This is a genomic window from Saccharopolyspora gloriosae (assembly GCF_022828475.1).
Classification (GTDB): domain Bacteria; phylum Actinomycetota; class Actinomycetes; order Mycobacteriales; family Pseudonocardiaceae; genus Saccharopolyspora_C; species Saccharopolyspora_C gloriosae_A.
On record NZ_CP059557.1, the window covers coordinates 3,681,776 to 3,705,000 of the forward strand.

Genomic DNA, 23,225 nt, shown 5'->3' on the forward strand with positions numbered 1-23,225 from the left:
ATCCGCTCCCGGAGGTCGGCATGGCTTCTCAGCACGACGACAAGCAGGAACAACTCGACGGTGTCCGCCAGGACCCGGAGGGCACCTACCTGACCACCCAGCAGGGCCTGCGGGTCGATCACACCGATGACTCCCTGAGCGTGGGTGAACGCGGCCCCACGCTGCTGGAGGATTTCCACGCACGCGAGAAGATCACCCACTTCGATCACGAACGCATCCCGGAGCGGGTCGTGCACGCTCGCGGCGCAGGCGCCTACGGCTACTTCGAGGCCTACGACGACCGCCTCGCCGACTACACGACGGCGAAGTTCCTCACCGACTCGCAGCGGCGCACGCCGGTGTTCGTGCGGTTCTCCACGGTCGCGGGCTCGCGCGGTTCGGCGGACACGGTGCGCGACGTGCGCGGATTCGCGACGAAGTTCTACACCGCGGAGGGCAACTACGACCTCGTCGGCAACAACATGCCGGTGTTCTTCATCCAGGACGGCATCAAGTTCCCCGACTTCGTGCACGCCGTGAAACCGGAGCCGCACAACGAGATCCCGCAGGCGCAGTCGGCGCACGACACGTTGTGGGATTTCGTGTCGCTGCAACCGGAAACGATGCACATGATCATGTGGTTGATGTCGGACCGCGCGCTGCCGCGCAGCTACCGCATGATGCAGGGATTCGGGGTGCACACGTTCCGCTTCGTCAACGCCGAGGGCACCGGCACGTTCGTGAAGTTCCACTGGAAGCCGCGGCTGGGCACGCATTCGCTGGTGTGGGAGGAATGCCAGCAGGTGCAGGGCAAGGACCCCGACTTCAACCGCCGCGACCTGTGGGAAGCCATCGAGGCCGGTCAGGGACCGGAGTGGGAGCTCGGTGTGCAGTTGATCGAGGAATCCAAGGAGCACGACTTCGACTTCGATCTGCTCGACGCCACCAAGCTCCTCCCGGAGGAAGAGGTCCCGGTGCGACCGGTCGGCCGGATGGTGCTCGACCGCAACCCGGACAACTTCTTCGCCGAGACCGAACAGGTCGCCTTCCACACCGCGAACCTGGTGCCGGGCATCGACTTCACCAACGATCCGCTGCTGCAGGCGCGCAACTTCTCCTACCTGGACACCCAGCTGATCCGGCTGGGCGGGCCGAACTTCGCGCACATCCCGGTCAACCGCCCGGTCGCGGAGGTCGCCAACAATCAGCGCGACGGTTTCCAGCAACAGCGCATCCACAAAGGACAGACAAGCTACTCGAACAACACCCTCGGCGGCGGCTGCCCGGTCATCGCGGGCGCCGACAACGGCGGTTTCCAGCACTACCAGGAAAAGGTGGAAGGCGCGAAGATCCGCAAGCGCAGCGAGAGCTTCCAGAACCACTACCAGCAGGCCACGATGTTCTGGAACAGCATGGCGCCGTGGGAACGCGAGCACATCATCGCCGCGTTCCGGTTCGAACTCGGCAAGGTCGAACACCACCACGTGCGCGAAGCGTCCGTGGCACAGATCAACCAGGTGGACCACGATCTCGCGGTCGCCGTGGCCGAAGGCGTCGGGGTCACGCCGCCGACGGCCCCGGCAGGCCCCAACCACGGCAAGCACTCCCCCGCGCTGAGCCAGTCGCACTCGGTCAGCGACACCATCGTGAGCCGCAAGGTCGCGGTGCTCGTCTCCGACGGCGTCGATCGCGCCGAGGTCGACCAGATCCGCGACGCCCTCGCTGAACGCGGCGCCACCGCCGAGGTCCTCGGCACCCGCGACGGCGCCGTGCGCGGCGCCGACGAGAGCGACGTCCGGGTGGACCGGGCCATCGCGACGATGTCCTCGGCGCTCTACGACGGGGTCATCGTGCCCGGTGGCAGCGCCAGCGTTCGGGCGTTGTCCGCCGACGGCTACACCGTGCACTTCGTGGCGGAGGCCTTCAAACACGCGAAACCCGTCGCGGCCAGCGATGAGGGGCTGGCGCTGCTGCAGCGCGCCGGGGTGGACGGCGTGCGGCACGCCGGGGACGGCGACGGAGTGGTGTCCGACAAGGGCGTCATCACCGCCGCGGCCACCGGCGGGGCGTTGCCCGACGAGTTCATGGCGGAGTTCGCCACTGTGCTGGCCGGGCACCGCGTGTGGAATCGGGACACCGCGCACGTGGTCGCCTGACGCGCGGCTTCCCGAGCGGGGATCTGCCGGTCGCCGCATCCGTTGCACCGATCGGCGGTGTGCGCATGTGGATCCGATACCGACTCAGTCACGCCACGGATGAGGTTTCGCTTTCCGCCCCGGGAGGTTCTAACGTGCGGTCCCGTGAGTGTTCTGCGAACCCTTCCCGTCGAGGACGTGCTGGAGCGCACCGAGCGCAGCGGGCTGTCCCGGCGGCTGTCCGGTGTCGACCTGGTCGGCTTCGGCATCGGCATCATCATCGGAACCGGCGTGTTCACCTTGGCAGGCATCGAAGCCAAGGAGCACGCCGGTCCGGCGGTGGTGCTCGCGTTCCTGGTGGGCGGTGTCGTCGCCGCGCTCGCCGCGCTGTGCTACGCGGAGCTGGCCGCCGCGGTGCCGACCGCGGGCAGCGCCTACACCTACGGTTACACCACGCTCGGCGAGATCTTCGCCTGGATCATCGGGTGGGACCTGCTGCTGGAGTTCGCCCTCGGCGCCGCCGTGGTCTCCCGCAGCTGGTCGGGTTACGTCTCCAGCCTGCTCGGGCTGCCACCGGAGTGGTTCGGCGAGGAGGCGACGATCAACATCGGCGCCATTCTGATCATCGGCGTGCTCACGATCGTCGCCGTCCTGGGCATCCGCGAGTCGTCCTGGCTGACCAACGGGCTGGTCGTGGTCAAGGTGTCGGTGTGCGTGCTGGTGATCGTCGCCGGGCTGTTCTTCTTCAACGGCGCGCACCTCACGCCGTTCATCCCGCCCGCGCAGCCCGCCGAGCAGGGCGCGAGCGTCCTGGAACAGCCATTGGTGTCGGCGGCGCTGGGCATGGAGCAGTCGATGTACGGGTTCGGCGGCGTGCTCACGGCGGCCGCGATCGTCTTCTTCGCCTACACCGGCTTCGAGGCACTGGCCAACCTGGGCGAAGAGACCAAGCGCCCGCGCCGGGACCTGCCGATCGGACTGCTGGGCAGCCTCGTGGTGTGCACCGTGCTGTACGTGCTGGTGGCCCTGGTGCTCAGCGCGATGGTCGACTACACGCAGATCGATGAGGCCGCGCCGCTGGCCGCCGCGTTCCATTCCGTCGGCGCGCACTGGGTGGCGGCGGTCATCGCGCTGGGCGCGGTGACCGGACTGACCTCGGTGATGATGGTGGAGCTGGTGACGATCGGACGGATCGGCTTCGCGATGAGCCGGGACGGGCTGCTGCCGCCGAAGCTGTCCCAGGTGCATCCGAAGTGGGGCACTCCGCACCGGGTGACGATCGGCGGCGCCGTGCTGGTGATGCTGCTCGGTGGTTTTGTGCCGATCTCGGAGCTCGCGGACATGGTGAGCATCGGCGCGCTTTCCGGCTTCGTCATCGTGGCCATCGCGATCCCGGTGCTGCGCCACCGCAAGCCCGACCTGCCACGGCCGTTCCGGATGCCGTGGTCGCCGGTGCTGCCGGTGCTCACGGCGATCGCCTGCCTGTACTTGATGTCGAACCTGAGCGTGCTCACCTGGGCGCGGTTCGCCGTCTGGCTCGCCTTGGGCTTGGCGATCTACCTGGCGTACGGCTACCGCAAGTCCCGCCTGGCGACCGGCGCCCCGCTCACCGGCGACGCGTCAGAATGAGCTGCTCGGTGACGGCGAGCAGCAACGCCAGTGCCACGAAGCCGACCGCGACCAGCAGACCGGTGGAGATCGCGGCATCGTAGCCGCCGACCGCGAGCGCGCTGAAGAACAGGCCCGAGGCCGTGGCCGTGCCGATCGCGGTGCCGAGCCGCTGACCGGTCTGCTGGATCCCGGCCGCGGTGCCGCCGCGAGCCGAGTCGACCTTGGCGAGGGTGACGGTCTGGTTCGGCGAGATCACCAGGCCGCTGCCGACCCCCGCCACCAGCAGCGGGGCCGCGACCAGCAGCCCGGCGGCAGATCCCGGCCCGCCGGCGAGCACCAGGTCCGTCACCACCAGCCCCGCCAGCGCGCCCACCAGTCCCAACACGACCAGGGACCGCCCGAACCGGTTCACCAACCTGCTGCTCAGCGCGGATGACGCCGCCGAGCCGAGAGCGAACGGAGTCATCGCCAGCCCTGTTTCCAGCGCCGAATACCCCAGCCCGCGCTGGAAGTACAGCGCCAGCACGAAGAAGATGCTGGTGAACCCGGCGAAGTACAGCAGGCCCAGGGCGGACCCGAAGCTGTAGCTGCGGATGCCGAACAACCCGAGGTCGATGATCGGCTCCCGCCCCCGGTTGCGGTAGCCGCGTTCCCACAGCACGAACAGCACCAGCAGCACCGGCGCGGCGGGCACCAGGTACCACGGCGGCCCGCTGCCGCTCTCCCGTTCGATCAGCGGCAGCAGCAAGGCCAGCAGGGCACCGCCGAGCAACAGGACACCGATCAGGTCGAGACTGCGCGCGCCCTCCGTCGCCTCGTCCTTCGGCAGCACCCGTGCGGCGAAGACCAGCGCGGCCAGGCCGATCGGCACATTGACGAAGAACACCCAGCGCCAGCCCTGCTCGCTGCCCGCGAGTTCGATGATGAGCCCGCCCAGCAGCGGCCCGATCGCGGTGGACAACCCGACCACCGCGCCGAACAGGCCGAAGGCCTTGGCCCGCGCGCTGCCCTGGAACAGCTGTTGGATCAGTCCCAGCACCTGCGGGTTGAGCATGCCGCCCGCCACGCCCTGGACGAGCCGGGACACGACCAGCCACGTGGACGACTCCGCGAACCCGGCGGCGGCGCTGGCCACGGTGAACAGCAGCAGCGCCAGCATGAACATCCGGCTGCGGCCACGATCGTCGCCGAGCCTGCCTGCGGGCACCAGCACCAGCCCGAAGGTGAGCGCGTACCCGGACACCACCCAGCCCAGCGCGACCGGCGGAGCGTCCAGGCCCTGCTGCATGGACGGCAGCGCGACGTTGACGATGCTGACGTCGAGCAGGGTCATGAACCCCGCCAGCAGGCACACCACCAGCGCCTGCCAGCGCTGCGAGGTACTTGTTCCCATCACCCCCACATCCTGACGGTGGCCGACGGCGGGGACGAAGCAGAGGGGGCCGAGCGCGTGAACGCCACTGATGCTAAGGAACCCTGAGGTTCTACGTCCCAGAGCGGAAGGGCCACGAGGCGGCCGGTCTCGCTGGTAGCGTCCTGATCGTGCGTGGTCACGGCGCCGGACGGCCGATCCGGCGATAAGGGGACGCCGCACCACACCCCCGATGATCCTGCGACGCCCGGACGAGCCGCCCAGAACGATGACCTCCGAACCCACATCCGCCGAGCACGCTGCCGATTCCGACCCCACCGCGCTGCGCGCGAGGGTCCGCGAGGTGGTGGCCGGCTATCCGCACAGCCACCGCGCGTTCGCCGACCGGATCGGGCTCGACGCCACCAAACTCTCGAAGTCGCTGACCGGCGTCCGACGCTTCACCCCGGTGGAACTGACCCGCATCGCGGAAATCGGCCAGGTCACGGTGAACTGGCTGATCAACGGCAGGGACGACGCGGAGACGGTCGCCGCAGCCCCGCGCCGCGCGGCCCGCCCACCGGAGCGCGCCGGTGGCGATCGCTACCAGCAGATACTCGACGCCGCCTGGGAGCTCATCGCCGAACGCGGTTTCCACGCGGTGCGGGTCGCCGACATCGCCGAGGCCTGCGGTGTCAGCGCGGCCGCGATCCACTACCACTTCCCCGGTCGCGACGACCTGCTCACCGAGGCGCTGCGGCACTCGGTGCGGCAGGCCTTCGACCGCCAGGTCGCCGAGCTGCACAGCATCGACGACGCGCACCAGCGGCTGCTGCGGCTGGTCGAGCTGCAGTTGCCCGAATCGCCGGGCTTGCGCCGGGAGTGGTCCATCTGGCTGCAGGTGTGGAACGAGAGCGCGCTGCGTCCCGAGCTCCGCGTCCTGCACGGTGACTCCTACACCCGGTGGCACGACACGATCGCGCGAACGATCCTCCAGGGCCAGCGCCAAGGGGTCTTCACCGATGGGGACGCGGAGGAGCTGGCGGTGCGGTTGACCGCGCTGATCGACGGACTCGGCATCGGGGTCCTCACCGGCCGCCCGGACCGTTCGGTGCGGCGGATGCGCCAGGTCCTGCACGACTTCATCGGCCGCGACGTCGTCGGTGACCACGGTTCCGGCACCCCCGCGTGAGCAGCAACCTCATCCGGTTCGATCACTGGTCGTGATCACCTGGTGAGCATGCGGGTCGCTCGTTTGCCCGGTTGAACCACTCGGTCCCGCTCGGTAGTTTCCGAGGGCACATCGCCACGGAGGTGATCAGGTGCCGGAGGACGATGAGATCCTGGTCGAGCACCGCGACGCGGTACTGCTGCTGACGTTCCACCGCCCGGAGCGACTCAACGCTTGGACTCCGAGCATGCGGCGGCGCTACTTCGACCTGCTGGAGAAAGCCGACGGCGATCCGACGGTGCGGGCGGTGGTGGTCACCGGTTCGGGCCGCGGATTCTGCGCCGGAACGGACCTGTCCGCGCTGGACGCGGCGCCGGAACGGGACGGTGACGAGCGGGCGGTCTCGCTGTCGATCCGGATCCGGAAGCCGATCATCGCCGCGATCAACGGTCCGGTCGCCGGGATCGGCCTGGTGGCCGCCTTGTTCGCCGACGTGCGCTTCGCCGCGGAGGACGCCAAGTTCACCACCGCGTTCAGCCGTCGCGGGCTCGTCGCCGAGCACGGCATCTCCTGGCTGCTGCCCAAGCTCGTCGGCGCGGGCACCGCGCTCGACCTGATGCTCTCGGCCCGCACCTTGCTGGGCAGCGAGGCGCACGCGCTGGGCCTGGTCGATCGGGTCCTGCCCGCGGACGAGGTGCTGGCCGCGGCGCTGGAGTACGCGCGCACACTGGCCACGGAATGTTCCCCGGCCGCCATGGCCGACATCAAGGAGCAGATCTACGCGGGCCTGGACAGCGGCTTGGAGACGGCGAGCGCGGACGCGAACAACCGCATGATCGCCGCCTTCGACCGGCCGGACGTCCGCGAGGGCGTGCGCAGCTTCCACGAGCGACGCCGACCGGATTTCCCCCCGCTCGGGGGCTGAACCGCGCGGCGCCCGATACGGTTGGCCGCAGGTCGCCCAACCACTGGAAGGAGCGCGCCATGGACTCCGAGACGCCGGAAGCCGACGCCGCCGAACAAGCCAGGCACGCCACGGATCCGGTCACCGAAGACGTCACGGCAGGCACTGCCGCCGCCGACGAGGTGGGCGAGGCCGACTCGGCGGATCTCGCGGATCAGCACCGAGACGTTCCCGACGACGAGGATTACGACCGGAGCTGAGCGATCCGGCATTCCCCCGGTTCACGGCATCGCGGCGCGCGACCGCACCGATTCGGATCGATCCCCCGCTGCGGCATTCGCGCGCCGCACCGATGAAGTGGCGCACCAGGTCGCCCACCCGCCGAATGCGGGCCGCCTACCGCATCGGAATCACCTGGGACAAGTTCCTTCCGGAACTTTCCACGAAGTGGCCGGTTCGTACGCTCTCGGAGAAATTGAGGGAATCCGGGTCGATTCACTTAACCGTGATCACCCGTCGGCATTCGGACGTACCGGATCGACCGAAATCCGAGTACGTTCCGGCCCACTCGCGCAAGGCGTTCGGGTACCCTGAGCACTCGCCATTTCCAGCACGAAGTAGCGCGACGCTTCAGCCCGGCCACAGGCCGAACATCGTCGCGAATCCCTCCCGCCAACTGGGCCAACCCGGCCGCCAGCCGAGCGTCTCCCGAAGCCGGAAATTCGTCGCTCCCCGCTGCTCGGTGAGCCGGTGCACGGTGAGCCAATCCAGCTGCGCCCTGGCCTGGTCCAGGGTCAGCGACAACGGTGCCGGGCCGCCGATCATCCTGGCGTAGGCCGGTAACCACTCCGCGCATTCGGCCGGTTCGTTGTCCACCACGTTGTAGGTCCCGGTCTCGCCGGCGGAGAGCACTTCGACGACCGCGCTGGCCGCATCCTCCACGTGCGTGAACGACGTCAGCCCGACACCGTCGGTGACCAGCGGCAACGCGCTGCCTCGAACCTGCTCGTGAACCAACCCGCCCGGCGCGTACCAGGTGTTCGGGCCGTACAACGACCCGTACCGCAGCACCACGCCCTCCAGGTCCGTCCGGTCCACGACCGCCCGCTCCATGCCCGCGACCGCCCGCACCGCCTCACCCCAACGCCCGGGAGCGTCGATCCACAGCGGAGAGTCCTCGTCGAGCACGTCGTGCCCGTTCGGGCAGTACGCGGCGACCATGCTCTGCGCCACCACCCGGCGCACTCCCGCGTCCGCCGCCGCGGCCACGAGGTTGCGGGTGCCGTCCTCCCACAGCCGCGAGGTGCGGGCGAGCGCGTCGTCGTAGTCCGGCCCGCGGAACCCGGACACCTGGGACACCACCACATCCGGCTCGGCGTCCCGCACCACGGTGCGCAGGCGCGGCAGGTCGAGCACGTCGCCCACCACGACCTCGTCGGCACCGGGGACGCCTTGGGCACGGCCTGCGGTGCGCAGCAGCGCCGTCACGTGGTGTCCCCGCTGCCGCAGCCTGGGCAGCAACGTCCTTCCGACCACGCCGGTGGCACCGGCGACGAACACACGAAGGGGCACTCGGAACCTCGCAGAGATCGACATCAGCGGGGAGCGAAGCCTACCGCGAAGCCGTCAACACCCACTACGAACATGCGAGAGGCCCACGCCTGGCAGGCGTGGGCCTCTCGCGGTGTCGACTGAACTCAGATGCCGCGAATCTGAGAAGCCTGCGGACCCTTCGGGCCCTGGGCGATCTCGAACTCCACGCGCTGGTTCTCGTCCAGCGTGCGGAAACCGGAGGCGTCAATCGCACTGTAGTGGGCGAACACATCGGAACCGCCCCCATCGGGGGTGATGAACCCGAAGCCCTTTTCAGCGTTGAACCACTTAACGGTACCGGTAGCCATTCTCTTTACTCCTACTTCGGATGGCCAGGGCCGACACTGCGTCAACCCCAAGTCGCCGAGATGATCACCCGGGCCGAACGGCCTACGGCACAACAAAGTGCCTGCGCCACACTTGTATCGCAGGCACTTTTTAGTACTTCTGGGAACCAAAACTGCAACCACGACTCACGCTAGCACCCCGAACGCGGGTTGTCACACACTTGTCACCCGAAGTTGTGGCGGCCTGAGATCGATGTAACGCCCATCCCTATTCTGACGATTTCCCTGAAATGCCCGTGCGTGCCACCCCTTGACGGGATGGCACGCACGTTTCGGCTTGGACTCGGCGAGCTACGGAATGCTGACCAGCAACCGCCCTTCCGCCTCGGCCACCTTGTTCTGCTCGGTCTGCCAGTCCGCGAGCCGCAGGGCCGCGGTCCGAGGTGTGGTCCCCTCCGCGTCCCAGGCCGCGATCAGCGGCGGGATCTTCGCCAACATCTCCTCGCGGAGCACGCTGAACGAGAGCACCGGGTCCGCGTCCACTCGCCCCAGCAGCAACCACCACGCCCAGGCGACCGCACCGGAGTTGGCCACGAAGTCGGGGATCACCGGGATCCCGCGCTCGGCCAGCACCTGCTCGGCTTCCGGGGTGATCGGCGTGTTCGCCGCCTCGATGATCACCTTCGCGGCCACCTCAGGCACCCGCTCCGGCGTGATCGCGTAGGACACCGCGGCCGGGATCAGCACGTCGACGTCCACCGCGAGCACCGCGTCCCTGTGCAGCCGCTGCACATCGGCGGGAACCTGATCGCGGTCGATCTCACCGAACCGGTCCCTGGCGTCCAGCAGCGCCGGGATGTCGAGCCCGTCCGGGTGGTAGAGAGAGCCGGCCGCGTCCGCCACTGCTACGACCTTCAGCCCGGCCTCGTGCAGGTACCAGGCGGCGCCGCCGCCCATGGTGCCCACGCCCTGCACCGCGACGGTGGTGCTGCCGTGGTCCCAGCTGCGTGCGTGCACCACGCCGAGGCAGCACTGCGCCACGCCGTAGCCACCGACGACATCACCGAGCAGCAACCCACCGGGGACCGGGGCGTTGAGGCCCGCGCGGACCCGGCGCAGCGTGTGCTCGACGTCGGGAGCCCGGCGGATAGCGGCGTGGTACGACTGCTCCAGCCCGGCCTCCACGAACACCTCGTCGATCAGGTGCTGCGGCACGCCGAGATCTTCGGCCGTCACCCAATGCGCGTCGATCCACGGCCGCATGGCCCCGACGAATCGGCGCAGCACACCGTGCGCCCGGGGGTCCTTGGGGTCGCAGTCGATGCCGCCCTTGGCGCCACCGACGGGTAGATCGAACACGGCGGTCTTACGGGCCATGCCCCGCGCCAGGTCCTCCACTTCCGACATCGTGCATCCGGCGCGCATCCGGGTTCCGCCGGTCGCCAAGCCGGACACCAGAGTGTGCACGACGAGGTATCCGTGCTTTCCCGTCACCGGATCTGTCCAGGTCACCCTCATCAGCGGGTCACAGTCCACAAGTGCCACCGGCCGAACCTCCTCCCAAGTGCAGTGCAAGAAATGGGCGCACAAGGTCGGCGCCCACCAGAGTTACCTACAGAAGGGGCGTGTTCCGGCCGAGGGATTCCAGGCATCGCTCAGGGGAGATCCCACGGGGTCCGAGTTCGGCCGGCCGCACGCGCTGCGGAGTGACCACCGCCTGCCGGCGGTGGCCGGTCTCTAATGTCGCAGCCAGAGCGATGAAGACGACAGCCAGCGGAGGGGACGGGGAAGGCCGTACTCGTTGGCCCGCATGGTCACCTCCGGGTCTCGCTGGCGATGGCTCGAAGCTAAACCCGCGCTGGATTTATTGTCAACAATCGTCGTATCCGACATTCACGCCGTCATCCGAAGTTCACGGCGAAACCTCGATGTGACCTACCAGCAAGCCTCTGACCAGGCTAATCGAAGATCCTGCCAATACCGGCAACTGGGCGCCGACACTCACTCGTCCGGGGTCTTAAGCTCTGGGCGCGGCAGTTGTTCACCGCGTCGGAGTCAGACTTCGCGCGGGTAAAGGCAGGGCGTCGCGCGGGTACGAGTTCGGAGAATCGGCTCCGCTCCCCGTGCACGGACTGGGAGGATGCAGGCATGAGCCAACCGGGACTCCCCGAGCAGGGGGCCGGCCCCCACCGACCGGATCCGCAGGGTCCGCCGGGCGCGCTGGATCAAGCGGCGCAGCAGAACCTCATCCAAGACGTGGGCCGGGTGCTGCTGCGCTCGATGCCGCCCGCGTGGAGCGAGGTGACCGTCGAGTACCGCGCGGTCGGCGCGCACTCGGAGATCTCCGCGCGGTTGCTCGCGCCCAACGGCACGCCGATTCCGCTGGCCGTGCCCGCGGAGGTCGCGGAACTGTTCGCCCGGCTCCGCCACGGCATGCACGAACCGGACCGGGGCACCTGGATCAGCGCGCTGTACCGATTGCAGCGCCCCAGCAGCTACAGCGTGGACTTCAACGGGGACTACGAGCCGGCCTGGCAGCGCACGCCGCCCGCCGAGGCGTTCGCCGCCGAACTCCGCACCTACCCCCGAGCGGGCGTGAACATCCCCGGTTGGCTCGCGCACCACGCCGGGGTCCCGGACGCGACGGGCACCGCCACCCGCGCGCCCGCGCTGCGCACCGCGGAGGTCTTCGACGCGGTCGACGAAACCGGGCGCCCCAGGGTGGACCGTCCCGAAGTCGGCGTCGACGAGTTCACCGGTCTCGCCGACTACCTCGACCGCGCGCCCGTCGTCCTGGCGGCGCGCAGCTATGACACCGATCAGCTCGACCCGGCCGCTCCCGCGTCGGTACCGCTGACCTTCCACACCGACGGCCAGTGGATCTGGCCCGGCGCGGTCGGCTATTACCTGCGCACGCACGGGGTGCCACCGGACGCGGAGCTCGTCTCGCACATCCGCCGCTCCGGGTTCAGGGTGCCGGCGGTCGACGAGCACCTGCGTGAGCTCGCCGTATCGGTGATCACCGGCGAGGAGCATCGCTGACGGGCGCCGACCTGGCGTTCGTGGACGGCCCGGTGGCCACCATGGACGCCACCGGTTCGCACACGGATGCGCTCGCGGTCCGGGACCGTCGCATCGTCGCGCTGGGATCGGCCGACGTGGACGCGTTGATCACCGACCGGACCGAGGTGATCCAGCTGCGGGGGCGGCTCCTGCTGCCCGGTTTCCAGGACGCGCACGCGCATCCGGTGTTCGGCGGGCTGCTCCGGTTGCGCTGCGACCTGATGGAGGCGGCGGACGCCGCCGACTGCCTCCGAGTGATCGGCGATCACGAGGGCGACGGCCGATGGGTTCTGGGCGGCGGCTGGGACTCGGCGCACTTCCCGGGAGGTGCGCCGACCGCCGAGGCGCTCGACCGGGTCACCGGTTCCCGTCCGGCGTACCTGGTCAACCGCGATCATCACAGCGCGTGGGTGAACACGGCCGCGTTGCGGCTCGCGGGCGTGGACGCACAGACCCCTGATCCGCCGGACGGGTGGATCGAGCGGGACGCCCGCGGCCGCCCTGCCGGAACCTTGCACGAAGGCGCCGCCGATCTCGTCGCTCGCGCGCTGCCCGCCCCGGATCCGGACGAGTACCGGGCGGCGTTGCTGGAGGGGCAGCGGCTGCTGCACGCCCACGGCGTCACGGGGTGGCAGGACGCGATCGTCGGCGCCTACCTCGGGCACGCCGACATCCTCGACACCTATCGGACGCTCGACCGGACGGGCCTGCTGAGCGGACGCGTGCAGGGCGCGCTGTGGTGGGATCGCCGCCGCGGCCCGGAACAGGTGCCGGACCTGGTCGAACGCCGGGAGCTGGCACGCGGCGCCCGGTTCCGCGCGGACCACGTCAAACTGATGATCGACGGCGTGTGCGAGAACCGGACGGCGTCGATGGTGCGGCCTTACCTCGGCGAGCGGCGCAACGGACTCTCGCACTTGTCGGCCCCCGAACTCCGGGAGGTGGTCGGGCGGCTCGCCGCCGAGGGATTTTCGGTTCACTTCCACGCCGTGGGAGATCGTGCCGTGCGCGATGCGCTGGACGCCGTCGCCGCCGCACCGGGTTCCGGCCTGCGGCACCAGATCGCGCACGTGCAGGTGATCCGGACGGAGGACGTTGCACGGTTCCGGGAACTCGGGGTCACGGCGAACGTTCAGGAGGCTTGGGCGATCAACGACGGGGCGATGACCGAGCTGACGATTCCCAGGCTGGGCACCGAACGCGCCGCGCGCCAATACCCGTTTCGGTCCTTGCACGAGGCGGGGGCTCCCCTCGCGGCGGGCAGCGACTGGCCGGTTTCCGATATCGCGCCGCTGGCAGCGGTGCACGCCGCGGTGAATCGCTGCGAACCGGGCGGCGAGGCGGATCCTTTCCTGCCGGAGCAGTCGCTCGAACTCGGGGCCGCGCTCACGGCGCACACGCGCGGAAGCGCTCGGGCGAACGGGTTCGCGGCCGAGACCGGGTCGCTCGAACCGGGCAAGGCGGCCGATCTTGTGGTGCTCGATCGCGACCCGTTCTCCCTGCCCGGTCCGGAAATCGGGCGCACCCGAGTCGATCTGACCATTGTGGATGGTGCCGTGGTGCATCGGCGCTGAGTCACCCGATCGCTTGAAACACTCGCAGGCCGAGGTCGGCGATCCGATCGTGCACCGGGCTGCGTTCGGCGCCGCGACGGGATCGTTCGTCGGTGAGCTCGTCCACCAGCACCGCGACCACCGCGCGCGGCCGGTCGTCCCCGATCAACGCCACATCGTGGCGGGAACCCTGGATCTCGCCGGTCTTGTTCCAACACCGCGCCCCTTCCGGCAAGGAGGCGGGGAGCCGGTCTCGGATCTGCTGGCGGGACAGCACGTCCAGCGCGTGCACGGTGAGCTGCACCGGTAGCGCCCGGCCGGTCGCGAGCCGGTCCAGGATCCGCGCCTGGTCCAGCGCGCAAGTGCTGTTGCTCCCCGGCGCGTGCACGTCCATCAGCCGCCGTTCGACCTTGGTGGCGACGCAGCCGAGATCGGTGGCGCAGCTCGCGATCGCGGGGAACCCGACGGCATCGATCACCGCGTTCGTCGCGGCGTTGTCGCTGATGATGATCATGAGCGTGATCAGATCACCGACCGTGAGACGGTCCACGCCGGGCAGTTCGCGCAGCACCCCGGAGCCGCCCGCGCGTTGCGACGGAAGCGGGACGGTGGTGTCCAGCGTGAACCGTCCTTCGTGGACCGCCCGCAGTGCGGCGATCATGATGAGCACCTTGATCGTGCTGGCCGGATGCACCTCGCGGTCCGCTCCGGCCAGCACCGGAATCCGCTCGTCCAGGTCCCACGCGGCGAACCCGACGCGGCCGGGGAACTCTCGCCGGGCCTCGTCCAGCGAGGACTCCAGCCGTTCCGCGAAACCCATCCGACTCCCCCTCACAGCGTTCCGAGCACGGCGTGCGCGGCGGCGGCGTCCTGGATGCCGATTCCGACGCTGTTGTAGAACACCAGCTGCGCCGGGTCGGTCCGTCCCGGCGCGCGCCCGGTCAACACCTCGCCCAGCGAGCGAAGCCGTGCGCGGTCGGTGTCCCCGCGTTCCAGTGCGCGCACGATCGGCCCGGCGTGGTGGACGGCCGTGTCCACATCGTCGACGACGACCAGGTCGCAGCGCCGGACGAGTTCCTCGTCGACCTCGCGGCGGTGCGGTTCGAAGCTGCCGACCGACACCACCGTCGCGCCCGGCTCGACGAGGTCGGCGGTGATCACCGGTTCGGTGCTCAGCGTGCAGGCGGCGATGAGCGAGGCGCCGCGCACCGCCTGCTCCGCGGTGTCGGCGGCCCGCACGTCGACGCCCAGTTCGGCGGCGAGTTCGCGTGCGAGGGTCTCCCGCCGTTCGCGGTCCCTGCTGTGAATGCGCACTGTCCGCAGGGCGCGCACCCGGGCGATGGCGCGGACGTGCGCCCGGGCCTGCACCCCGGAACCGAGCACCGCCAGGCCTCCGGCCGATTCCGGCGCCAAGACGTCGATGGCGACCGCGCTGCCCGCCGCGGTGCGCAGCTCGGTCAGCGCGGTGCCCGCCATGACCGCCCGCACCTGGCCGTTCTCGGCGTCGAGCACCAGCACCGTCGCCGAGATCACCGGCAGCCCCAGCTCGGCGTTGCCCGGATGCGCGGACACGAGCTTGCTCACCGCGCCGTGCTCCGGGGACACGGTGCCGAGGTAGCCGAGCGCGGTTCCGGTGCCGCTGGGCACCGACGTCTTCCGGGCGAGCCGTGCGCGATCCTCGCCCAGCGCTGCGAACGCGGTGCGCTGCGAGCGGATCGCCGTGTCGAGGTCCAGCGCGGCGGTCACGTCCGCGTCCGTCCACGTGCTCGTCATTCGTGCCTCCCAGCTCGCTGCTCCCGCAACCTCGCACACGGTAGGCGGGCGGCAGTGGTGATCGTTGCTGAGCGATAGCTTCGCTGATGCTCAGAAACCCAGGAAATCACTCTTCTGATGCTCGATGTTCGAACGCCTGCGCGGTTACCGTGGGTTTCGTGACCGGGCGCACACATCAACTTCGTCCGGTCCGGCTCGCATCGGCCGCCCCTGCAGAACGACGACTCCCCGACCCGGCAGCCCGAAACCCTTGCGACCACCGGCCGTCCCAGGCCACGACGGTATTGAACGGAACGGACCGGTCGCGCTGCGATCCGCGATGTACCGGCCGCACAGCACACGCCCGCACGAACGAGGAAGAGGTGGACCACGGTGTCGACGACGGTGAGTTCGGTGATCGGAGCAGACCCGCTCGAGGCGGCCGCCGGAGCTGGATCCACGGAGTACCTGTCCCGGAACCCGGCCCGGCTGGACGACGTGGTCGCGCGGGTGGAGCTGGCGGGTCCGGAGACCGTGCGCGCGGCGGCGCACGCGGCCCGCACCGCGCAGCGGGAGTGGGCGCAGGTGCCCGCGCCGGTGCGCGGCCGGGTCGTCGCGGAGCTCGGCAGGCTGGTGGAGGCGAACAAGGAGTCGCTGGCCCGGTTGGTGACTCGCGAGATCGGCAAGCCCTACGCCGAAGCGCTCGGCGAGGTTCAGGAGATCGTCGACACCTGCGACTTCTTCCTCGGTGAGGGGCGCAGGCTCTACGGCCAGACCGTTCCGTCGGAGATGCCGGACAAGCAGCTGTTCACCTTCCGGGTGCCGGTGGGCGTCGCGATGGTGATCACGGCGGGCAACTTCCCGGTGGCGGTGCCGTCGTGGTACTTGGTCCCCGCCTTGCTGTGCGGTAACGCGGTGGTCTGGAAACCGGCCGAGTACGCCGCTGCGGCCGCACGGGCGGTGGCCGAACTGGCCTGGCGCGCGGGCGTTCCGCGAGGCGTGCTGAACCTCGTCTACGCCGACGGGGAGGCCACGTTCGACGGCTTGGAGTCCGCGTTGCGCGACGGTCTCGTCGACAAGGTCGGCTTCACCGGTTCCAGCGCGGTGGGATCGCGGGTCGGCGCGCTGTGCGGCAAGTACACGCAGAGTCCGTGCCTGGAACTCGGCGGGAAGAATCCGATGGTGGTCGCCGCGGACGCGGATCTCGACCTGGCGGTGGAGGGTGCGCTGTTCTCCGGCTGGGGCACCGCCGGTCAACGCTGCACTTCGCTGGGGAACCTGATCGTGCACCGCGACGTGCACGACGAGTTCGTCGGCAGGCTGGACCGAGCGCTGCGGACGGCCGCGATCGGCGATCCGGCCGGTGATGTGCTCTACGGTCCGCTGCTCGACCAGAAGTTCGCCGACGGCTTCGAATCGGTGCTGGACACCATCGCGGATCACCACCAGGTGCTGGGGTCCTCGGCGGTCGGCCGGATCAACGCCGCCGCTCCGCGCGAAGGGTTCCAGGGCGATCCGGAAGCGGGCTTGTTCTACCACCCGGTGCTGCTGGACGGGCTGCGTCCCGATGATCACGTGTTCACCCAGGAGACCTTCGGCCCGATCGTCGGTGTGAGCACCTTCGACGGTCTGGACGAAGCGATCGAGCTGGGCAACGCACCCGGTTACGGGCTTTCCGCGGCCGTCTACACCACCGATCCCGCCACGGCTTTCCGGTTCCGCCAGGGCACCGGCGCCGGGATGGTCAGCGTGAACAACTCGACTTCCGGGGCGGAGGCGCACCTTCCGTTCGGCGGAAACGGCCGCTCCGGCAACGGAAGCCGCCAGTCGGGCATCTGGGTGCTCGACCAGTTCACCCGCTGGCAGTCGTTGAACTGGGACTTCTCCGGGAAGTTGCAGAAGGCGCAGATGGACGTCGCCACCGTCGAACCGGACCGCGGCTATCGGTTGCCGCCCGAACTGGGCGGCACGTCGTGAGCCTGCCCGGCCGGGCCGAGGTCGTCGTGATCGGCGGCGGGGCGGTGGGCACCTCCATCGCCTTCCACCTCGCCGAAGCGGGAACGGCTGTGCTCCTGCTGGAACGCGATGAACTCGGCTCGGGCAGCACCGGCAAGGCCGCCGGCGGGGTGCGGGCGCAGTTCTCCGACCCCGTCAACATCGCGCTGGGCGCCCGCAGTCTGCAGGCGTTCGCGCGGTTCGCCGAACGGCCCGGCGGGGAGATCGACCTGCGCAGGCACGGCTACCTGTTCCTGCTCTCCGACGCCGCGGATGTGGTCGCGTTCGAGGATTCCGTGCGGCTGCAGAACGAACTCGGTGTTCCCAGCCGGATGCTCACCGCCCGCGAGGCGGGTGAGCTCTCGCCGCTGGTGTCCGTCGACGGCATCCTCGCCGGTGCCTTCTCCCCCACCGACGGCCACTGCACCCCGGATGGGGTCGTGCAGGGCTACGCGGCCGGAGTACGACGCTTCGGCGGCGGGATCCGTCGCCGATGCGCCGTCGAGGGCATCGAGCTGTCCGACGGCGAGATCACCGGTGTGCGCACCGATTCCGGGACGGTGGCCACGTCCACTGTGGTCTGCGCGGCCGGCGCCTGGTCGGCCGCAGTGGGCGCGATGGCCGGGTTGGACTTGCCGGTCCGGCCCCTGCGGCGGCAGATCCTGGTCACCGAACCGGTGCCCGGACTGCCTGCGCGGCTGCCGTTCACCATCGATTTCAGCACCGGTTTCTACTTTCACGACGAAGGCCCCGGCCTGCTGATGGGCATGCCGGATCCGGTCGAGACCGCCGACCCGCACACCGACGATCGCTGGCTCGACGGTCTCGCCGACACCGTGGCGCGGCGAGCCCCCGCGCTGTCCGCGATCGGGGCGGCACACCGCTGGGCCGGGTTGTACGAGTTGAGCCCGGACCACAACGCGCTCATCGGTGAGGCGACCGAGGTGAACCGCTTCCTCTACGCCACGGGGTTCTCCGGGCACGGTTTCCTGCAGAGCCCGGCCGTCGGTGAAGTGGTTCGTGACCTCGTCCTCGGCCGCCCGCCCGAGGTGGACATCGGCGGGCTGAGCGTCGACCGCTTCGCACGCGCAGCGCACCGCCCCGAACGCAATCTCGTCTGAACACCGCGGCCGCCCGATCGGCCGTCCCATCCGGATCGCACGCCCGCCCCGGATTACGCATGCTCCACCGGACCACGCAGGAGGCAGCTGTGAACGATCTGTTGCAGTCGGTCGACGAATGGGGACCCGAGAAGATCGTCTGCGTTTCCGATTCCCGCAGCGGCATGCGCGGTGTGCTCGTGGTCGACAACACGGCCCGTGGCACCGGCAAGGGCGGGATCCGGATGAGCCCGACGGTGAACGTCGCCGAGATCGCCAGGTTGGCCAGGGTGATGACGTGGAAGTGGGCGGCGGCCGACTTGTTCCACGGCGGCGCGAAGGCGGGCATCGTGGCCGACCCGTCGGCGCCCGGCAAGGAGCGGATCGTGCGCGCGTTCGCCCGGAAGCTCTCCGATCAGATTCCGGCCAGCTACGTCGCGGGCCTGGACATGGGCATGACCGAGCGGGACGCGGCGATCATCCAGGACGAGCTCGGCGATCGGGGCACCGCGGTGGGCGTCCCGGAAGTGCTGGGCGGGGTGCCCTACGACGAACTCGGCGTCACCGGTCATGGGGTGGTCGCGGCCCTTTCCGCCGCGCTGGAACTGCACGAGCGGCCGATGGCGGGAGTGCGCGTGGCGGTCCAGGGGTTCGGTGCCGTCGGTGCCGCGGCGGTTCGCCGGTTACACGAACTGGGCGCCCAAGTCGTCGCGTTGTCTACAGTGGACGGAGGAGTGCACGATGCAGACGGGCTCGACGTGCCGTCGTGGTTGGCGCGGCGTGCCGAGTACGGCGACGCGTGCGTGCAGGGGGCTCCGGCGGCGAAGCGCCTCGAGCGGGGCGAGGAGTTGCTGGTCGACTGTGACGTGCTGATACCCGCCGCAGGCCAGGACGTACTCGGAGAACGCGTCGCGGCCGGCGTTCGGGCCGACATCATCGTGGAGGGCGCGAACCTGCCGACCACGCCGGGTGCGCGTGCTGCGCTGGCGGCGCGCGGGGTCACCGTCGTGCCGGACTTCATCGCCAACGCGGGCGGTGCCATCGCCGCCGGGTTCGCGATGGACGCACGTCGTTCCGCGTTCCGCCCTGCGCCGGAACGCATCCTCGACGAGGTCGCCGAACGCTGCCGGGCCAACGCCCGGCTGGTGCTGCGAGCCGCGCGGGAACACGGGGTCGATCCGCACACCGCGGCCCTGGACACGGCGAAGAGCCGGGTCCGCGCCGCGATGGAGCTGCGAGGCCGGCTCGCGAGCGTCGAAGCCGAAACGATCGGTGCGGGCGGCTGATCACATGCTCAATCCGATCCACCTGCGCACCTTGCAGGAATGCGTGCGCACCGGCTCCTTCGCGGAGGCGGGGCGGGCATTGGGCTACACGGCGTCGGCGGTGTCCCAGCAGATGGCGCTGCTCGAACGTGCCGTCGGGGCTCCGCTGTTCGAGCGGTCTGCGCGCAGCGCCCGATGCACCGCGCTCGCGTCCCGGTTGTCGGAACGCAGCCGGGACGCCCTGGGCGCGCTCCAGTCCTTGGAGCGCGAGGTCCGCGCGATGGTCAGCGGCGAGGAGGGCAGTCTGCGGCTGGCCGGATTCGCCACCGCCAACGCCCGAATCCTGCCCGGCGTGCTGGCCGCCGTGATCGAACAGCGCCCGCACGCCGAACTGCAACTCGACGAGGGCGAACCGGACGAGGTCGTCGACAGCGTGCTCGACGGGGTGCTCGATGCGGCGGTGGTGTTCGAGTACGACCTGGACCCGCGGCAATGGCCCACCGACCTGCGCGTCGACGAGGTGGTGTGCGAACCGCTGCGGCTCGTGCTGCCCGGCACTCACCGGCTGGCCGGAGCCGGGGAGGTTCCGCTGCAGGAACTCGCCGACGAACCGTGGATCTGCACCCGCCGGGACACCGCCGGTTCGCGATCGCTGATCCGGCTCGCGGCGACGAGCGGCTTCGTTCCGCGAATCACCTTCCGCAGCAATGATTATTCGGTCATCCGGGACTTGGTGGCCCGGGGCATGGGAGTCGCGATGCTGCCCGGCCTGGCGCTCGGATCGGGCTCGGTCCGGGTCACCCGCATCGCCGGGCGACAACCGCAGCGCCGGGTGCGCACCTTGTACCGCAAGGAGAACACCAATCCGCTGCTGCCGATCGCACTGGACTGCCTGCAGCGGGCCGGTTCCGAACTCGCCGTGCTCTGGGGACCGGCCGCTGCGGGACACCAGCCCGAGCCGCATCGGCGGGACCAGCCGGTCGAGATGCAGACTTCGCCGCCGGTGGGGCGCGCGGATCTTCGGTGGCACGGCACCAACGCCGGTTCCTCGGAAGACGGCCCGCTGGGCAGAACGGAGCGGTCATGAACCCGACCGGTGATCGGATCGAGCAGATCGACGAACACTTCACCTCCGCTGTGGCCGACATGGTCCCGGCGCTGTCCGGCACCGGTGCTGAACCCGGCGCGAGCTCCGCGGCGGAGCTGTCGGCGCTGTTCGACGCACAAGCGGGCAGCAGGCATCTCGACTTCGCCGCGCGCGCATTGGGGCGACGCAAGCTGGGCTTCTACAGCATCGGCTCGTCGGGGCACGAGTCGAACGCAGCGGTGGCGGCGGCGCTGCGCCCCACCGACCCTGCGCTGTTGCACTACCGTTCCGGCGCGTTCTACCTGCGTCGCGCTCGGCAGGTCCCGGGCCATGACCCGTTGCGGGACGTGCTGCTCGGGGTGGTCGCCTCGGCCGAGGAGCCGATCTCCGCGGGCAGGCACAAGGTGTTCGGTCACGGCGAGCTCGGAATCATCCCGCAAACCTCCACCATCGCCTCCCACCTTCCGCGGGCGATGGGGCTGGCCTTCGCGCTGGGCCGTGCCGAACGGCTGGGCGTCGATCACGAGTGGCCTTCGGATTCGGTCGTGGTGAGCAGTTTCGGTGACGCTTCGGCGAACCACTCCACCGCGCTCGGCGCTTTCAACGCCGCCGCGCACTGCGCGCATCAGGGACTGCCGATGCCGCTGCTGCTGGTCTGCGAGGACAACGGCCTCGGCATCAGCGTGCGGACCCCGCCCGACTGGGTGGCGCACATGTATTCGCACCATCCCGGAATCAGGTACTCCACAGTGGACGGCGATGATCCGAGTGGTTGCCTCGCCGCCGCAGCGGAACTTGCGGAATGGGTGCGCGAGCATCGCCGGCCCGCGCTGCTGCACTTGCGCACCGTCCGGTTGATGGGGCACGCGGGATCGGATGTGGAATCGAGCTATCGGACCAGATCGGAGATCCTCGCCGATCACGACCGGGACCCCCTGGTCGCCACCGCCACAGCGTTGATCCGGCGCGGCATCCGCTCGCCCGCCGCCGTTCTCGAACGCTACGAGTCGTTCCGCGCCGAGGTCGCCCGCGTGGCCGAGGAGGTGCTGTCCCGCCCCAAACTCGCCGACCGGGCCGCGGTGATGGCCGCCATCGCCCCGGCCGACCCGGGCGTGGTGCGAGACCGGTCGGCGCACCGGAGCGCGGGACGCGCACGGCATTTCGGTTCGACCGCGCCGGAATCGGAAGGGCCGCTCACGCTGGCCGAGTCGATCAACCGAGGTTTGGCCGACGCTTTGGCCAGTGATCCGGGCACGCTGGTCTTCGGCGAGGACGTGGCGGGCAAAGGCGGCGTGTACGGCGTGACACGTGGTTTGCGCCGCGCGTTCGGCGGGTTTCGCGTGTTCGACACGGTGCTCGACGAGCAGAGCATCCTCGGTACCGCACTCGGTGCGGGTCTCGCCGGGATGCTGCCGATACCGGAGATCCAGTACCTGGCGTACCTGCACAACGCGGCGGATCAGCTGCGCGGCGAGGCGGCCACGCTGGGTTTCTTCTCCAACGGCCGGTTCCGCAATCCGATGGTGGTGCGCATCGCGGGCTACGGCTACCAGAAGGGTTTCGGCGGGCATTTCCACAACGACAACTCGGTGGCCGCGCTGCGCGACATCCCGGGTCTGGTGGTCGCTTCCCCCTCCTGCCCGGACGACGCTGCCGCGATGCTGCGAACGTGCGTCGCAGCGGCGCGAGTGGACGGCCGGGTGTGCGTGTTCCTGGAGCCGATCGCGCTATACCACGAGCGGCATCTCCACGCCCCGGGCGACAACGCCTGGGCGGCGCATTACCCGGCGCCCGGTGACGGCCACGTGCCGATCGGGAGCGCCCGCACGCACGGCAGCGGTGACGAGTTGACCTTGGTGACGTTCGGGAACGGCCTGCCGCGGTGCCTGCGGGTGGCGCGACGCCTGGAGCGCGAAGGTGTCGGCGTCCGAGTGCTGGACCTGCGCTGGCTGAGCCCGCTGCCCGCCGAGGACCTGCTCGCCGCGGCGGCCGCGACCGGACGGGTGCTGGTGGCCGACGAGACGCGACGCTCCGGCGGCGTGTCCGAACCGGTGGTGACCGCGCTGGTCGACGCCGGGTTCACCGGCTCGATCGCTCGCGTCACCAGTGCGGACAGCTTCATCCCGCTCGGGGACGCCGCCCATCACGTGCTGCTGGAGGAGCAGTGCATCGAGGACGCCGCCCGCAAACTGCTCCAGCGCCCGAGCGGGATGGCCAGATGACCTGCGGACCAGCGAACCCCGCGACCTCGCGTGTCCGGCGGCAGGTCGCTCAGCACTGACCATCAGAGCAGCCGCCCGCCACGCGGCGGGCTCAAAGCATAGGGGCCGACGATGCACTCCCCTGCACCGCCGGCACTCGCCATGCTAGGCGCCGAAC

At 70.0% G+C, this 23,225-nt stretch carries 18 protein-coding genes; 12 read left to right on the plus strand and 6 right to left on the minus strand.

The window, feature by feature from the left end; translation table 11 throughout:
- Positions 1-20 precede the first annotated feature (20 nt).
- Positions 21-2,135, plus strand: coding sequence for a catalase (locus H2Q94_RS15810; protein WP_243787875.1), 2,115 nt, complete (start codon positions 21-23; stop codon positions 2,133-2,135).
- Between the two features lie 144 nt (positions 2,136-2,279).
- On the plus strand, positions 2,280-3,743 hold the full coding sequence (locus tag H2Q94_RS15815) for an amino acid permease (RefSeq protein ID WP_243787877.1): 1,464 nt from the start codon (positions 2,280-2,282) through the stop codon (positions 3,741-3,743).
- On the opposite strand, the gene H2Q94_RS15820 is transcribed toward H2Q94_RS15815, so the two are convergent.
- Entirely contained in the window at positions 3,721-5,118 is a 1,398-nt protein-coding gene (locus tag H2Q94_RS15820; RefSeq protein ID WP_243787879.1) for an MFS transporter, read from the minus strand. The genes H2Q94_RS15815 and H2Q94_RS15820 overlap by 23 nt on opposite strands.
- 247 nt (positions 5,119-5,365) lie before the next feature.
- Here H2Q94_RS15820 and H2Q94_RS15825 point away from each other — a divergent pair, with 247 nt between their 5' ends.
- The 3 genes from H2Q94_RS15825 (at position 5,366) to H2Q94_RS15835 (ending at position 7,411) form a co-directional block, all read left to right on the plus strand.
- Entirely contained in the window at positions 5,366-6,268 is a 903-nt protein-coding gene (locus H2Q94_RS15825) for a TetR family transcriptional regulator C-terminal domain-containing protein (protein WP_243795725.1), read from the plus strand.
- Between the two features lie 130 nt (positions 6,269-6,398).
- A complete protein-coding gene (locus H2Q94_RS15830) occupies positions 6,399-7,172 on the plus strand; it encodes an enoyl-CoA hydratase-related protein (RefSeq protein ID WP_243787881.1) in 774 nt (257 codons plus the stop codon).
- A 59-nt stretch (positions 7,173-7,231) separates the two neighbouring features.
- Entirely contained in the window at positions 7,232-7,411 is a 180-nt protein-coding gene (locus H2Q94_RS15835) for a hypothetical protein (RefSeq protein WP_243787882.1), read from the plus strand.
- 370 nt (positions 7,412-7,781) lie between these two features.
- On the opposite strand, the gene H2Q94_RS15840 is transcribed toward H2Q94_RS15835, so the two are convergent.
- The 3 genes from H2Q94_RS15840 to H2Q94_RS15850 form a co-directional block, all read right to left on the minus strand.
- Entirely contained in the window at positions 7,782-8,723 is a 942-nt protein-coding gene (locus H2Q94_RS15840; RefSeq protein WP_243787884.1) for an NAD-dependent epimerase/dehydratase family protein, read from the minus strand.
- 125 nt (positions 8,724-8,848) lie between these two features.
- Positions 8,849-9,052, minus strand: a complete 204-nt coding sequence (locus H2Q94_RS15845; RefSeq protein ID WP_243787886.1) for a cold-shock protein — start codon at positions 9,050-9,052, stop codon at positions 8,849-8,851.
- 330 nt (positions 9,053-9,382) lie between these two features.
- A complete protein-coding gene (locus H2Q94_RS15850) occupies positions 9,383-10,549 on the minus strand; it encodes a Glu/Leu/Phe/Val dehydrogenase dimerization domain-containing protein (RefSeq protein ID WP_243795726.1) in 1,167 nt (388 codons plus the stop codon).
- A 630-nt stretch (positions 10,550-11,179) separates the two neighbouring features.
- On the opposite strand from H2Q94_RS15850, the gene H2Q94_RS15855 reads away from it, so the two are divergent.
- Complete coding sequence (locus H2Q94_RS15855; protein ID WP_243787887.1) at positions 11,180-12,073, plus strand: hypothetical protein; 894 nt, start codon at positions 11,180-11,182, stop codon at positions 12,071-12,073.
- 41 nt (positions 12,074-12,114) lie between these two features.
- Positions 12,115-13,668 carry an amidohydrolase gene (locus H2Q94_RS15860; RefSeq protein ID WP_243795727.1) on the plus strand — a complete coding sequence of 518 codons (1,554 nt, stop codon included), beginning with the start codon at positions 12,115-12,117 and terminating at the stop codon, positions 13,666-13,668.
- 1 nt (position 13,669) lies between these two features.
- Here the strand turns inward: H2Q94_RS15860 and H2Q94_RS15865 are convergent, their stop codons facing one another.
- Both H2Q94_RS15865 and H2Q94_RS15870 read right to left on the minus strand, forming a co-directional pair.
- Complete coding sequence (locus tag H2Q94_RS15865) at positions 13,670-14,467, minus strand: serine hydrolase (RefSeq protein WP_243787889.1); 798 nt, start codon at positions 14,465-14,467, stop codon at positions 13,670-13,672.
- An 11-nt stretch (positions 14,468-14,478) separates the two neighbouring features.
- Complete coding sequence (locus tag H2Q94_RS15870; RefSeq protein WP_243787891.1) at positions 14,479-15,420, minus strand: ornithine cyclodeaminase family protein; 942 nt, start codon at positions 15,418-15,420, stop codon at positions 14,479-14,481.
- Between the two features lie 372 nt (positions 15,421-15,792).
- Here H2Q94_RS15870 and H2Q94_RS15875 point away from each other — a divergent pair, with 372 nt between their 5' ends.
- From H2Q94_RS15875 to H2Q94_RS15895, 5 genes are all read left to right on the plus strand, one after another.
- A complete protein-coding gene (locus tag H2Q94_RS15875) occupies positions 15,793-17,376 on the plus strand; it encodes an aldehyde dehydrogenase family protein (protein ID WP_243787893.1) in 1,584 nt (527 codons plus the stop codon).
- Positions 17,373-18,515 carry an NAD(P)/FAD-dependent oxidoreductase gene (locus H2Q94_RS15880; protein ID WP_243787895.1) on the plus strand — a complete coding sequence of 381 codons (1,143 nt, stop codon included), beginning with the start codon at positions 17,373-17,375 and terminating at the stop codon, positions 18,513-18,515. Before H2Q94_RS15875 ends, H2Q94_RS15880 begins: the two co-directional genes overlap by 4 nt.
- Before the next feature lie 89 nt (positions 18,516-18,604).
- A complete protein-coding gene (locus H2Q94_RS15885) occupies positions 18,605-19,780 on the plus strand; it encodes a Glu/Leu/Phe/Val family dehydrogenase (protein WP_243787896.1) in 1,176 nt (391 codons plus the stop codon).
- A 4-nt stretch (positions 19,781-19,784) separates the two neighbouring features.
- A complete protein-coding gene (locus H2Q94_RS15890; RefSeq protein WP_243787897.1) occupies positions 19,785-20,846 on the plus strand; it encodes a LysR family transcriptional regulator in 1,062 nt (353 codons plus the stop codon).
- Complete coding sequence (locus H2Q94_RS15895; protein ID WP_243787898.1) at positions 20,843-23,068, plus strand: thiamine pyrophosphate-dependent enzyme; 2,226 nt, start codon at positions 20,843-20,845, stop codon at positions 23,066-23,068. Before H2Q94_RS15890 ends, H2Q94_RS15895 begins: the two co-directional genes overlap by 4 nt.
- The last annotated feature ends 157 nt before the right edge of the window (positions 23,069-23,225 follow it).